Below are 12,962 nucleotides of genomic sequence, written 5' to 3'. Positions count from 1 at the left end.
CTGATTAGAACGAGATGGGGGAGCGTTCTCCGAGGACAGCCGCCGAGAGCGGCGCATCTCTACGGCTCCCCGGATTTGGAATGAGTACAACTACAGGAACCGGTAGGAGTCTTGAACAGGCGGATACGAACAACGCCACCATTATTGGGTGGTACGAGCGGACAGACCACTACGACCCTGACCAGACGTGGCTAGACGACCGTTATCCACGCCGGTACGCCGATTACTATCATGATAAAGACTTGACTAATAATGGCTACAAGAACGGGAACTGGTGGAACTCGTCTTTCTACAGTTGGTTTGAAAACGACCGGATGATACGGACGTGTTCGAACCAATTGCCCCTTACACGGCGGGAACGCGCCCGCACTAAGGGGCTCTTCCATCGGCTTCGGGGTGATAAATTCGGGACGTACAAGGAGACCTACGCGGTCGCTACCTGCCTCTACGTTATCGAGACCGAGGACGTGGATGTACGACGCGGACACCCGAACGTCCCCGATGAGAAGAAGCCCGCCGAGTTGCGCCTCAAGAACGTGAGCGAGCGCTTCGGAATCTCCGAGGGCTGGCTTCGGAAGGCATACGCTCGGGTGGAACGATGGGTGCGTCTCGGGGAACTCGGCTCTACCCCTGTGTTTGACAAGTACGACGAGGAACTGCCGTTGGAGTATCAGCACCTCCTGATGGAAGTCTTGATTGAAGAAGCGGAATGAGCGGGGAGGGGGGTATATATAGGGCTCACCATTAACTGTACTGAGGGTAGTGAGTTAGAGACTTTCTCAGACAGCAAAATCGGACTGCCGGGTTCCGACTGCCCCAATCCCGAAGAGCCCTGTTGTGACCTTCTATCCCAGTTTCAGTCTCTCCTATCTGGAATAGGCGGCGGGTTCCCGGTGGATTGGACTCCCAATCGAGACAGACTTATCCAGACTACCCGTTGAGAGATTACTATGATTGAACCCGTTCCTCATCGGTGGAGGTCGATTCAGGGAACCGTAGGTGACACCGTTAAGGTTCCAACTGACGCCGAATCTGTGAGCCTCTTTCCCGCCGCAGATGGCTCCGGTGAGGTGACAGTCTCCTTTTTTGTGTTTGACCTCATCGGTGAGTTCGATAGGGTACCTGAGACGGAGTCCCGACCGATTGAGTCAGAGACTATAGGCCGAGACGAGACCTCGCGCACCGTCTTCCGTCATCACGCGACTATCGTACCTGCCTCCGACAGCGAGTCCGCAACGGTCTACTACTTGGGTCAGACCGAGGAAGAGCGGAGATTGTTGTAGCAACGCTTCCCGCCCGGTTCGGCTGTTTTCGGAAATTGACGAACCGTCCCCTTGGACGATGCGTCAGGGTGATTCTGAGTAGTAGGCTCAAGAGTATAGGGTAATTTTCCGAAACCGGCGCACGCGGTCAGGTAATTGCGCTCGCGGGTGTCCTTTACCGGTTCTAATCACCGGTGAAAAGCGCCGAAAAACGGGTGGCATTCTCTGCTCTAATCGGCGATAAGTATATGTGAGAGCGGCGCTGTCTGCGAATTACAGTCTGCGCCGCAGGCGCAAGCCTAGGCCGAGATTTGAACTCGGGGTCTCGTCCTTACCAAGGACGCGCTTTACCGCTAAGCTACCCAGGCACGCAATCAGTCGTTGACCGGAGTCGACTTTAGTGGTTTCGATTCGGGGGCGTCCCGTCACGGAGACACATGCTGTTCCGTCGGCGTCGGGCGACCTCACCGGTCCGTCGCGCTCACGGCCCGGTCGGAGATGTCCGCGATCCGGTCTGCGGTCGTCTCTGGGAGCGCGCGCCCCGGCGGCGGGAACTCGCCGTCGTAGTCGGCCGCCAGCTTGCGGGCGTACGTCAGCAGCTCCTCGGGCGGGTCGCCGCCGACGGCCGTGGTGCCGGCGACGACCGCCAGCTCGAGGGCGTCGACCTCCAGGTTCCGGTCGAGGGCGGTCGCCGCCGCGGGGTCGGTCCCCTCGCGGTCCCGGAGGGTCTGGTCGCGTCCGAAGGCGCGTACGACCTCGACCGCGGCGCCGGCCGCCTCGGTACACGCCAGCAAGGAGAAGCCGCGCGAGACGAGCACGTCGGCCGTGAGCACGTCCATGTCCGCCTCGATGTCCGTCTCGTGGGTCGGCGCGGTCGCCCACGGTTCCTCGCGAGCCAGCCTGCGGGTGAGCCGCAGCCCCTCGTAGATGAGCTGCACGCCCGCCGCCCGGTCGACGACATCGTCCGGATCGACGTCCGGGTCCACCGCGCGGGCCGTGACCAGCGCCAGCACACCGGGCGTCACGGCGGCGTCGAGGATGCGGCGCTCGAGCGCCTCCTGCAGCTGCTCGGGCTCGACGGTCGCGAGCGCTTCGTGTGCGGCGTCACGCGCTCGCGCGGCATCGTCCATTACTGTGAGGTAGTCATGCGAAGGGCAAAGACCTTTGGAAACGACCGGGACACGACACCGTGATCCGCACCCGCACCGACGACCGCGTCCGCGTCGTCACGATCGATCGCCCGGCGCGGCGAAACGCGCTTCGACCCGAGGACCTGGCCGCGCTCCGGAGCGCCGTCGCCGACGCCGACACGCCCGTCACCTACCTCTGCGGCGCCGGCGACGCCTTCTGTGCCGGCGCCGACCTCGATGTCGTCGCCGGTCTCGACGGGGGCGGCGACGTGGACGTGGGAAGCAGAGGAGACGACAGCGTGGGCGACGACGACACGACCACCGCGGCGTCGTTCGCCCGTCAGGGACAGCGCGCCGCCGCGGCGATCGCGGACGCCGACACGGTCGTCGTCTGCGGGATCGACGGCGCGGCCCGCGGCGGCGGGGTCGAACTCGCGCTCGCGGCCGACGTTCGGGTCGCCACGTCCGCGGCGACGTTCGCCGAACCGGGCGTCGAGTTCGGGCTGTTCGGCGCGTGGGGCGGCACGGTCCGGCTCCCGCGAGTGATGCGCGAGGGCGACGCCCTCGACTTCGCCCTCTCGGGCCGTGTTATCGACGCCGACGCGGCGCTCCGGACCGGGCTCGTCTCCCGCGTCGTCGAGGACCCGCGTGCGGTCGCCGCCGAGATCGCGGCCGGGCGGCCGGACGCGCTGCGGACGGTCAAGCGACGCGTACGCGACCGCCGAGACGACGCGACGCAGGAGACGGCCGAAGCCGACGCGTTCGCCGCTCTCGTTCGGTCGCACGGCGACGAGATCGCGGCGACGAGAGAGGAGTGAGGCGGCCGCGTAGGGCGATTCTGCTCCCGTCGGCGTCACGATGTGACAGGTTTAAGTAGACCTCCGACCAAACTACGGACGCGAAATACGCACCGGTAGTGTAGTGGTATCACGCAACCTTGCCATGGTTGCAACCCGAGTTCAAATCTCGGCCGGTGCACTCCTTTCGGTCGTGTCCCCGGGCTTCCCACCTACTCCGATCGCGGGACCGTGAGCCGATGTGTTCCTCACCGGTTCCGTCACGTGTCGGGCGGACCGACACCCCCGCTATCGCCGACGCGAACCTGTTCGCTTAACCGGGCGTGCGTTGTGAATACCAATATATGGTTGAGGTCCTGCTTCTCGTCGGATTCGTAGTCGCGGCGTTCGTCGGGTACAACATCGGTGGCGCAACGACGGGGCCGGCGTTCGGGCCGGCCGTCGGCGCGGACGTGCTCTCGAAGGCGGGCGCGGCGGCGCTGATGTCTGTGTTCTTTTTTATCGGCGCCGGCACGCTCGGCCGGCGCGTCGTGACGACGCTCGGTGAAGACCTCGTCACGGGCGGGAACGTGTTCACGCTCGAGACGAGCATCATCGTCCTCTTTTTCATCGGCGGCGCGCTGTTCGTCGGCAACTACGCGGGCGTCCCCGCGTCGACGTCGATGACCGCGGTCGGGGCGATCGCCGGGCTCGGCCTCGCGACCGGCACCCTCGACAGGGCGGTGATGGGCGAGATCGCCATCTGGTGGATCGTCGCGCCGATCATCGGCTTCTGGGTCTCCGGGGTCGTCGGGCGCTACTTCTATCCCGCCATCGACCGGTGGGTGGCGATAGACAGCACCGAGGGGAAACTGTTCGAGGTCGACCGCTCGGGAACGGTCCCGACGCTGGTTCCGGGGCCGAACACGACCCGACGCGAGCTCGTCGGCGGCTTCGTCGTCATCGCCATCGGCTGTCTGATGGCCTTCTCCTCGGGCACGTCGAACATCGCGAACGCGATCGCGCCGCTCGTCGCGCTCGACGGCGTCGAGATGACGCCGATGATCCTGCTCGGGAGCGCCGCGGTCGCGGTCGGGGCGTTCACGATCGCCCGACGGACGCTGGACACGCTCGGCAACGACATCACCGACCTCCCGCTGACCGCGGCGATCGTCGTCGCCTGCGTCTCCTCCGGGATCGTCATCGCCCTCTCCGCCGTCGGGATCCCGGCCTCGTTCGTCATCATCGCGACGATGTCGATCGTCGGACTCGGCTGGGGGCGCGCGACCCGGACCGTCACCGTGCGACAGGGCATCAGCGGCAAGAAGGAGCCGAAGGTGTCCGTCGGCGCGCTGAAAGTGGAGTCGACGGAGCCGATCGGCGAGGGCGACCCGCGGGACATTCCCTCGGCGTCGGACCTGTTCAATCCGAGCACGAGCGCCCGCGTCGTCCTGATGCAGAACGTCGTCCCGATCCTCTCGACGGCCGGGGCGCTCGTCACGTTCACGCTGTTGTTCCGGTTCGTCTGGTGAGTCCGGCGCCTCGCCTCGAACCGATCTGCGGGTCGGCGGTCTACCGCCCGAACCGACGCTGTCGGTCCTGAAAGTCGAGGACAGCTCGCAGGTAGTCCCGCTTTCTGAAGTCGCGCCAGTTCACGTCGGTGAAGTAGAGCTCCGCGTACACCGACTGCCAGATCGCGAAGTCGGAGAGCCGCTCCGCGCCCGTCTTGATCACGAGGTCCGGCTCCTCCGGGAACACGAGCCGGTCGGCGACGTCGTCGGCACCGATCGACGCCGGATCGAGCGCCCCCGCGTCGACGTCACTCGCGAGCTCGCGAACCGCGGCCGCGAACTCCGCCTTCCCGCCGAGCCCGACCGTGATTCTGATCGGGACGTCGGCGGCGTCCGATACCTCGGTCGCACCGCTCACCTCGGTACCGGCTGCCCCCTCGATGGCCTCCGAGACATCCGCGTCGTTCGGAGCGCCCGAGACGCTCCCGGCCTCCGAGGCGGTTTCGGCGTCGGTGACGGACCCGGCCCCTGCACCGCTCCCGTCGGCGTCTTCGGGACCGCGCACGACGAACCCGGCGGGCGCGTCGAGCCGGCGGAGCTCGCGCGTGAGCGTCGGGACCACGGACTCGTCGAGCACCGAGACCGAGACGGTGACGCGCTCTGCGCCGTACTCCAGCGCCCACCCGAGCGCCTCGGTGAGGGTATCGAACGCCCCGTCGACGAGGAGGTCGCGCTCGGTGATGACGATCGCGACGTGCTCCGGCGGCTCCCCGTCGTGGAGGCGGTGGCGAACGGCGAGGTACGCGTCGTACAGACCCACGTTGAACGCTTCCGTCGCGGGGATTTAAAAACTCACGTCCCGCCGCGGGCCGAGCAGAGGTTATCATTTATAATCACTTTATCAGGGTACTGATCAGAAAATAATGCTGTGACTACTATATGACACTATTCAAGTTGTTCTGGATGAATATTATAATTCGTTAATAACAATGTGTTACACACTTTCAGACTATCACTATGGAAATCAGTGGTCAACTCAGAACTGGATTAGTCATTTTGCTAATAGCGGCGTTATTTGCATCCCAGACAGCGGTCATCGCTTCACCTGCGACTACGACCTCTGAAGACGACCGTGTAGTCACCAATACTCTTGCAGATGCTTCAGCGGACACTCATACGACAAATAATACAGATGCAGTCGAATTATCCACTGATACAGGCTCAGACACAGAGATCGAACTTGGAGAGGAAGTAGAGTTCGAGGCAGAGCCTGTTGGGGTCCCAGACAATGCTACTGTCGAGAGATATATTTGGAATTTTGGCGATACAACCACCAGGGAATCCTATTTTTCGAATGGCTCTATTAAATATACCAATTCAACCATCACGCATACTTATGTCCGGTCTGGGACCTACACTGTCTCAGCCACTGCTGTGGTTGCTGACGGGACTCAATATAACGGGACGACTAACCTGACCGTCGAACCGACATTCGGTGATGTCCCTACACTTGGCGAAGGAATTTCTACTACCACCAATAGCGTTTATCAACTTAACCTCACAGCGGGGCAGTCTATCGGTCTGCAGGCGTTTGGGAGCGATGTCGATACGACTGAGGTTCTCCTCTACGATCCGAACGGCAGCGTGATACAGTCAGAAGATGTGAGTGATTATGGGCCGTTCTTTGGAGCGACTACTCAACAAAATGGAACCTACTATGTTGGTGTCAATCCCTCGTCGGAGCTGATCCCCGGAGGAATTCGCACGAGTGTGACGCCAGTCGTCCGTGATCCAGACAAATCCGAGCCAAACCAAGATCAGTCAACTTCGACACCACTAGAACCGAACACTTCTATGACAAAACTAACGCTCACAGAGAACGATACGGTCGATTGGTACGCTATCACTGTCAGCGGCCCAGCAACGATCAACGTCTCAGGCGAAGTGACAGTATTTCACAGATTCCAAGGCGATACCGGCCTGCAGATTTATAATTCAGACGGTAAACCGATTGGCGAAGTGAACAGAGAATTCCCCGACCTAAGGGCAGAGAATCCCAAACCATACAACGAATCGGCGATTGCCGGCGGTGGACTTAACAAACCCGAACAGCGAGCGCAAGTGGACGAAGCAGGGACGTACTACGTCCGTGTCAAAGGAATTGGAAGAACTGTCCCAGGTTCAGTTGACGGACTGACTGAGTACAACCTCACTGTCACTACGAACCGAACGGAGGAGGCCGAGTACCTCCTGTCGAACCTCGATCCGGCAGAGGCGACTGTGACGGCGGGAGATGATCCGATCGACGTCTCTGCCGATGTCGAAAATGTCGGTGATGAGGGCGGCGACCAAGACATCGAGTTGACCGTCACCAACGAAACGACTCATGACGTAGTCTACAGCGACACCGAATCCGACGTCGCGCTCGATAGCGAGGACTCTACAACCGTTACCTTCGGGGATGTCCCGGCTGGTGACCTTGATCTCGGTACCTACACCCACGAAGTCTCCTCAGAAGACGGCTCTGTCGCCGGCTCATTAACCGTTGAGGAAGACTCCGACGCTGACGATGGGGACGATGGAGACGCTGACGATGGGGACGATGGAGACGGGGAGTTCACGCTTGACGAGATAGCACAGGCGAAGTACGATCGTGACTTCGCGGAGCTCAGCACCGAGACCGCCGGCGAGGTCCAAGCGATCTACAACCGGCAGCCGTTCCCCGAGGGAACGGAGCCGGCAGATATCCGGACGCGCGACGAGATTGCCAACGATCGCTACGGTCACGACTTCGACGACGTGAGCCGCGAAACGACGATCGAAATACAGAACGACTACGACGCGCAGTTCGAGGAGAATAGCTAACTCAGAGCCGACGTTTCGGTAATCATATTTTAGACACAGTTTCGCTTGAACAGCTGTTCGATGTATCTTCTTCAATGAGAGTAATTTCGGCGACCGAGTCTTTGCAAATATATTAAATGTAGTTCAGTCTATGATATCTCTGGGATCATAAATTCCCAGGTCAGCCTGACGCTATCGCCATCACAGTTCCAACCGACGACGAGACGGAAGTCGACATCTCAGACGGTCTGGATAGCGGGTGAATTTGAGGTATCACGAATGATCACCACACGAACGCTAGACCGAACTTCTTGATCACATCGGGTTGGTTTCACCGGTTGTGTTGACGGTGACCGCGGCGATCGTCGATCCTCTAGGAGTACATTCCGTCGACTCAGTCATAGATCGTGGCTCCGCAAAAACGACGTCTCTGAGAGCGCCCGAGTTGAGGAACGATAATGCGATCAATATTGCGACGCTGACCGTGCTCACACAGCGCGAATCTCTGCGAGAGTCTAATCATATTCGTTCCGCGTTTAAACATCTTAATTAATCTCTTCACCGGAGCGTCTGGCGGCGACGACCTCTCGCGGTAGTTGTGTGTCAATGTCGTCAGCTCGCCAGTCAGCGACTGCATCGCGGAATCCAAGCGAATCGATAATTCCGTTTTCATTCGCATAGTCCTTGACCGGATCTCCTTCTGGCGAAGTAACAGTAACAACTCTTGTGGCGACGTCAGACCCAGCGTTATCTTATTTACTGACCGTATTTCCGTGAAATACGCACTCTCCATGGCAGCTGTTGTCGCGACTGGAACGGTCGTTTGGAATATAGCGCGGGAGATAGTGTAAGTAGTGTACGCAGACCAAATATATCGTCTGGATTGACTGATTTGTGAGTCCCCTGTATTGCCTGCTATCGGGTCAGAATATGGTCTCGATTGAGGATTTCACCAGAGTCTCCTGTCCTTGTTCGCGTAGCGGAGAGTCGGAAGGTCTGCCGGAACCGGTCGGTCCTCGCTCCGCGAAAACGTGGTGGTGCCCGACGAGGGGTTTAATTCGCCGTCGGTCCTAGCCCAAGCGATGGCAGACAGCTACCGCGGGGTGTTCGGCGCGATCCCCTACGCGATCCGACACACTGAGTCGTGGACCATGCGCGTGTATGGGGTCGTCGGCGCGCTCACGGCCGGGCTGATCGCGACCGTCGTCACCCTCGCGCTCGTCGTCTGGATGGCGGAGACGGCCGACGTGCAGGGCGGCACGTTCCTCTTCTCGCGGTCGCTGTACGTGATCGCCGGGTTCGCCGCGGTCGCGCCGCTGCTCGCGCCGCTGCTGTTCGTCGCGCGGCGTCACCGCCGCGACGACCCCGTGCGACCGGGGTACGACCGGAAGATGGCGTACGGCGGGTTCCTGTTCCTCCTGTCGCTGTACGTCGGCATGGTGATCTCCGCGCCGGCGGAGCTCCGCGACCCGACCGAGTCCGTGGTCGTCACCGCCCTCTACGCGCTTCCGCGGCCCACCGGCGTCGTCCCTCCGATCGCCGCCGCGCTCGTGGTGTTCGCGACTCACTACCGGCTCCGCGTGACCGACGACTCGACCGCCGACACGGCGGTCGACGGAACGGCGGTCGACAGTTCCGGCGACGAGACCGCGGTCGACGACGACTGACGCGGCTCGAAACCCGCAAAAGGCTCCGTCGCCTATCCCGGCCAATGACCGACGAGCCGGAGGGCACCGACGCGGCGGAATCGCGGACCGACGACGAGGCGACGACCGACGGCGGGAGCGAGCCCGTCGACGGCAAGGAGAGCACGTTCCTCGTCACGCACGTCGAGAGCGACTCGGCGGTGCTGAAAGACGTCCACGACGGACAGGTCCACACGCTGAGCTCGAATCCCGGGCTGGAGGCCGACGACGCCGTCGAGGCGACCGTCGCGCCCGACCCGCCGATGGAGGTCACGTACCGCGTGATCGAGGTGACCGAGCGGCGGCGCCTCTCGATCGAGGAGAGCGAGGAGCCCCCGACCGTCCACGAGCGCGACCTCGCGTCGGAGACGCCGACGGGGGAACTCGCGCGCGAGCCCCGCGCCGGCGAGGGCGAGGTCCACGTGCTGACGCCGCCGGAGCCGGACACCGAGGATGCGGTCGCAGACGTGATCGACGACCGCGAGGCGACCCTGTCGCGGGCCGCCAGGCTGGGCGTGAACCGCGTCGAGATCCGATCCGAGCCGGGAATCGTCAGCGTCCGGTACATGCCCTGACCCCGTCGAAGCCGACCTGGCGGCGTCTCGCTCAGTCGCGGTCGGGAGAGGCGGCCGTCCGACCCGCCGCGCTCTGGACCCGCCAGCCCCCCTCGACGTCGCCGGACCGCGTCTCGTAGTCGACGGTCGTGTCCCCCGTCACGACCGCGACGTCGACGGAGGCGCCGTCGACCTCCAGCCGCTCCACGCGGAACGGCACGTCGAGGCTGTCCCCGCAGCAGCCGACGTCGACGAACTCCTCGCGGACGTCGCCGACCGCGGCTCGGTCCATCACCCGAGCGAAGTACCCTCGGTAGCGGTCCGTCTCGATCTGGTCTCGGCCCCAGTCGCTGAGCCCCTCGGGGTACGAGAGGACGACGCGGGTGGCCGCTGGCGCACTCATGCGTGTCTCTACTCACTCCCCGAGTGAGGCCGTTTCGGTGATTCGAACCGCGTTCGCCGGTGCGCGCCCGAGTGCGTTCGCCGGCACGCGATCGAGTGCGATCGTCGGGGCGCGCCCGAGTGAGAAGGCTTATTCGCGCCCGCGCAGGAACCGGTATTTATGGTAGAGATCGAGGTACCGGAAGTCAACTACACCGAGTACTCGAACCGGCAGCTCGTGGCGATTCCGCTCGCGGTCCTCGTTCTCGCGCTCGCGATCATCGCGGGCTGGGTTCTCGTGACGGGTGCGCCGGCGAACCTCGGTCTGGCGTTCACCGGCGGTGTCGAGCTTCGGATCGCCGACGACGGAGGGAACGTCGAGGAACGCATCGAGACCGAGTTCGACAGGCAACCCGACTCGATCCGGTCGATACCCGGTGACGACGTGTACGTCGTCACCTTCCGCGCGGCCGACGGGGACCCCGAGGGGCTGGCCGAGGAGCTGGGACAACAGGCCGACGACGCGGACCTCACCACGACCGCCGTCGACCAGGTCTCCCCGAGCTTCGCCGGCGACACGGCCCGCACCGCGATCTTCGGCGTCGCGCTGGCGTTCCTCGGGATGAGCGTGCTCGTGTTCGCGCTGTTCCGGACGTTCGTCCCCTCGATCGCGGTGGTCGCCTCGGCGTTCTCCGACCTGGTCATTCCCATCGCCGTGATGAACCTCCTCGGAATCCAGATGACCCTCGGGACGATCGCGGCGCTCCTGATGATCATCGGGTACAGCGTCGACTCCGACATCCTGTTGAACAACTCCGTGTTGCGCCGGACCGGCGGCTTCTACGAGTCGGTGAGCCGCGCGATGCGGACCGGTGTGACGATGACGCTCACGTCGATGGCCGCGATGATCGTGATGGCGATCGTCGCGACCCTCTTCGGCGTCGACCTCCTGCGGAACATCGGGATCATTCTCACCGTCGGCCTCTGTGCCGACCTCATGAACACCTACCTGCTGAACGTCTCGTTGCTCCGCTGGTACAAGTTCGAAGGGGTGACGCGCTGATGTTGGAACCGATCAAGAAGAACTGGCGGATCCTGCTTCTCGTCGTCGTCGTGGCCGGCGCGTCGATCGCGCTGTTCGCCCCGCAGTTCGCACCCGAGACCGCGCCCGGCGAGAACCAGAGCGACGCTCGCCAGGGGATCACGAACCTCCAGTACGGCTTGGACCTGGAGGGCGGCACTCGGGTCCGTGCCCCGCTCGAGGGGTACACCGCCACCGGCGTCGACCTCGCCGGCGACGATCCCGCCACGGTCGAACGGGCCGTCGCAGACGAGCTCGACGGGGTACAAGTCCGCGACATCGGATCGAGCTTCGGGGAGGACGAACAGGCCGTCGAGGTCACCGACCCGTCCGTGAGCGAGGACGAGTTCCGCGCGGCGATGGACGCCTCGGGCTACGAGTACGAGGGAATCCGCCCCGGCGTGACCGCGGAGACCCGCGATCTCACCCAAAGCATCATCGAGGGCAAAATCAACGAGGCGGGGCTCTCGGGCGGGAGCGTCCAGCAGGTCCAGTCGCCCGCCGGCGAGTACTATATCCTCGTCGAGGTGCCCGGCGAGGACCGCAGCAACGTCATCGACCTGCTTCAGGAACGTGGGACGGTCCAGATCGACATCGCGTACCCAAGCGAGAACGGCACCGCCGTCGACGAAGCCGTGCTCATCCAGGACGACTTCGAGAACATCGGGACGGCCACCCAGCGGGACACCAGTTCCATCTCGTCCGTCCCCGTGACGGTCAGGAACACCGCCCCGGACGGGCAGCAGTCGCCGGCCGAAGGGTTCCAGCAGGCCGTCGTCGACCGCGGCTTCCCGTCGGCGTACCAGTCCGAGGCGGACCGCTGTGAGTACAACAACGAGACCGGCGAAATCGAGAACTCGAACCCCTGCCTCCTGCTCACCGTCGACGGCGAGGTCGTCAACTCCTTCGGGATGGACCCGGGGCTCGCCGACAGCATGGAGAGCGGCTCGTGGGCCGAACAGGGCAACTTCGAGCTGACGACGAACGAGTTCTCGACGGCGCAGGAGATCTCGGTCAACCTGCGCGCCGGCGCGCTGCCGGCGGAGCTCGACATCAGCGGCGAGGGGTCCTCCAGCACCATCTCGGCCGCACAGGGGGAGAACTACAAGAACTACTCGCTGGTGACCGGGATCCTCGCGGTGTTCGCGGTCGCGGGCATGGTGTTCCTGCGCTACCGCGAGCCGGCGGTGGCGCTGCCGATGATCGTCACCGCGCTCGCGGAGGTGTACGCCCTGCTCGGCTTCGCCGCGCTCGTGAGCTACCCGATCGAGCTGGCGGTCATCGCCGGCTTCATCGCCGTCGTCGGGACGGGCGTCGACGACCTCGTGATCATCGCCGACGAGGTGATGAGCGAGGGCGACGTGAACTCCCGGAAGGTGTTCGACTCCCGGTTCCGGCGGGCCTTCTGGGTCATCGGCGCCGCCGCCGCGACGACGATCGTCGCGATGTCGCCGCTGATGGTACTCTCGCTCGGGGACCTCTCCGGGTTCGCGATCTTCACCATCCTCGGCGTCCTGATCGGGGTCCTGATCACCCGTCCCGCCTACGGTGAGATCCTGCGCCGCCTGCTGACGATCCGGTAGCGACTTCCGCGGCACGGCCTCGCCCGTCGTGCGCGCACGGCCCGCCGCGCGATCGAGACGCGAAATGAACGGTCCCGAACACGTGATCAAAGCGATCCAGAGTGACGCTGACTCGACGTTCGCCGCCGCGGAGCGACGCGCATCGAGGGTGCTGC

12 protein-coding genes and 2 tRNA genes are annotated in these 12,962 nt (G+C 63.5%); 10 read left to right on the top strand and 4 right to left on the bottom strand.

Annotation, left to right across the window (positions count from 1 at the left end; genetic code table 11):
* Positions 1-80 precede the first annotated feature (80 nt).
* Positions 81-713 (top strand): hypothetical protein, encoded by a 633-nt coding sequence (locus tag R6U01_RS11035; RefSeq protein ID WP_410286508.1) that lies wholly within the window; start codon positions 81-83, stop codon positions 711-713.
* A gap of 237 nt (positions 714-950) precedes the next feature.
* Positions 951-1,283, top strand: coding sequence for a hypothetical protein (locus R6U01_RS11030; protein WP_410286507.1), 333 nt, complete (start codon positions 951-953; stop codon positions 1,281-1,283).
* Positions 1,284-1,558: 275 nt separating this feature from the next.
* On the opposite strand, the gene R6U01_RS11025 is transcribed toward R6U01_RS11030, so the two are convergent.
* Both R6U01_RS11025 and R6U01_RS11020 read right to left on the bottom strand, forming a co-directional pair.
* Positions 1,559-1,630, bottom strand: a tRNA-Thr gene (locus R6U01_RS11025).
* A gap of 96 nt (positions 1,631-1,726) precedes the next feature.
* On the bottom strand, positions 1,727-2,392 hold the full coding sequence (locus R6U01_RS11020) for a hypothetical protein (protein ID WP_410286506.1): 666 nt from the start codon (positions 2,390-2,392) through the stop codon (positions 1,727-1,729).
* 59 nt (positions 2,393-2,451) lie between these two features.
* Here R6U01_RS11020 and R6U01_RS11015 point away from each other — a divergent pair, with 59 nt between their 5' ends.
* The 3 genes from R6U01_RS11015 (at position 2,452) to R6U01_RS11005 (ending at position 4,700) form a co-directional block, all read left to right on the top strand.
* Positions 2,452-3,210 carry an enoyl-CoA hydratase/isomerase family protein gene (locus R6U01_RS11015; RefSeq protein WP_410286505.1) on the top strand — a complete coding sequence of 253 codons (759 nt, stop codon included), beginning with the start codon at positions 2,452-2,454 and terminating at the stop codon, positions 3,208-3,210.
* Between the two features lie 89 nt (positions 3,211-3,299).
* Positions 3,300-3,370 (top strand) — tRNA-Gly (locus R6U01_RS11010).
* Positions 3,371-3,533: 163 nt separating this feature from the next.
* Positions 3,534-4,700 carry an inorganic phosphate transporter gene (locus tag R6U01_RS11005; RefSeq protein ID WP_410286504.1) on the top strand — a complete coding sequence of 389 codons (1,167 nt, stop codon included), beginning with the start codon at positions 3,534-3,536 and terminating at the stop codon, positions 4,698-4,700.
* Positions 4,701-4,740: 40 nt separating this feature from the next.
* On the opposite strand, the gene R6U01_RS11000 is transcribed toward R6U01_RS11005, so the two are convergent.
* A complete protein-coding gene (locus R6U01_RS11000) occupies positions 4,741-5,499 on the bottom strand; it encodes an undecaprenyl diphosphate synthase family protein (RefSeq protein WP_410286503.1) in 759 nt (252 codons plus the stop codon).
* 197 nt (positions 5,500-5,696) lie between these two features.
* Between R6U01_RS11000 and R6U01_RS10995 the strand changes: the two genes are divergently transcribed.
* From R6U01_RS10995 to R6U01_RS10985, 3 genes are all read left to right on the top strand, one after another.
* Positions 5,697-7,544, top strand: coding sequence for a PKD domain-containing protein (locus R6U01_RS10995; RefSeq protein WP_410286502.1), 1,848 nt, complete (start codon positions 5,697-5,699; stop codon positions 7,542-7,544).
* Between the two features lie 1,061 nt (positions 7,545-8,605).
* The gene (locus R6U01_RS10990) at positions 8,606-9,190 is read left to right on the top strand and encodes a hypothetical protein (RefSeq protein ID WP_410286501.1); all 585 of its coding nucleotides are present in this window, start codon (positions 8,606-8,608) and stop codon (positions 9,188-9,190) included.
* Positions 9,191-9,234: 44 nt separating this feature from the next.
* Entirely contained in the window at positions 9,235-9,783 is a 549-nt protein-coding gene (locus tag R6U01_RS10985) for a DUF5812 family protein (protein WP_410286500.1), read from the top strand.
* Positions 9,784-9,814: 31 nt separating this feature from the next.
* Here R6U01_RS10985 and R6U01_RS10980 read toward each other — a convergent pair whose 3' ends face one another.
* On the bottom strand, positions 9,815-10,165 hold the full coding sequence (locus tag R6U01_RS10980) for a hypothetical protein (protein WP_410286499.1): 351 nt from the start codon (positions 10,163-10,165) through the stop codon (positions 9,815-9,817).
* 159 nt (positions 10,166-10,324) lie between these two features.
* Between R6U01_RS10980 and secF the strand changes: the two genes are divergently transcribed.
* Together secF and R6U01_RS10970 are read left to right on the top strand one after the other, a co-directional pair.
* Positions 10,325-11,206: a protein translocase subunit SecF gene (secF, locus tag R6U01_RS10975; RefSeq protein ID WP_410286498.1), complete on the top strand. Its 882-nt coding sequence runs from the start codon at positions 10,325-10,327 to the stop codon at positions 11,204-11,206.
* On the top strand, positions 11,206-12,807 hold the full coding sequence (locus R6U01_RS10970; protein ID WP_410286497.1) for a preprotein translocase subunit SecD: 1,602 nt from the start codon (positions 11,206-11,208) through the stop codon (positions 12,805-12,807). The genes secF and R6U01_RS10970 overlap by 1 nt, the downstream gene beginning before the upstream one ends.
* Positions 12,808-12,962 lie beyond the last annotated feature (155 nt).

It is taken from the genome of Halorubrum sp., from assembly GCF_046498025.1.
GTDB lineage: Archaea > Halobacteriota > Halobacteria > Halobacteriales > Haloferacaceae > Halorubrum.
Note: the sequence above shows the minus strand (reverse complement) of the source record. Positions and strands in the feature narration are given on the sequence as shown.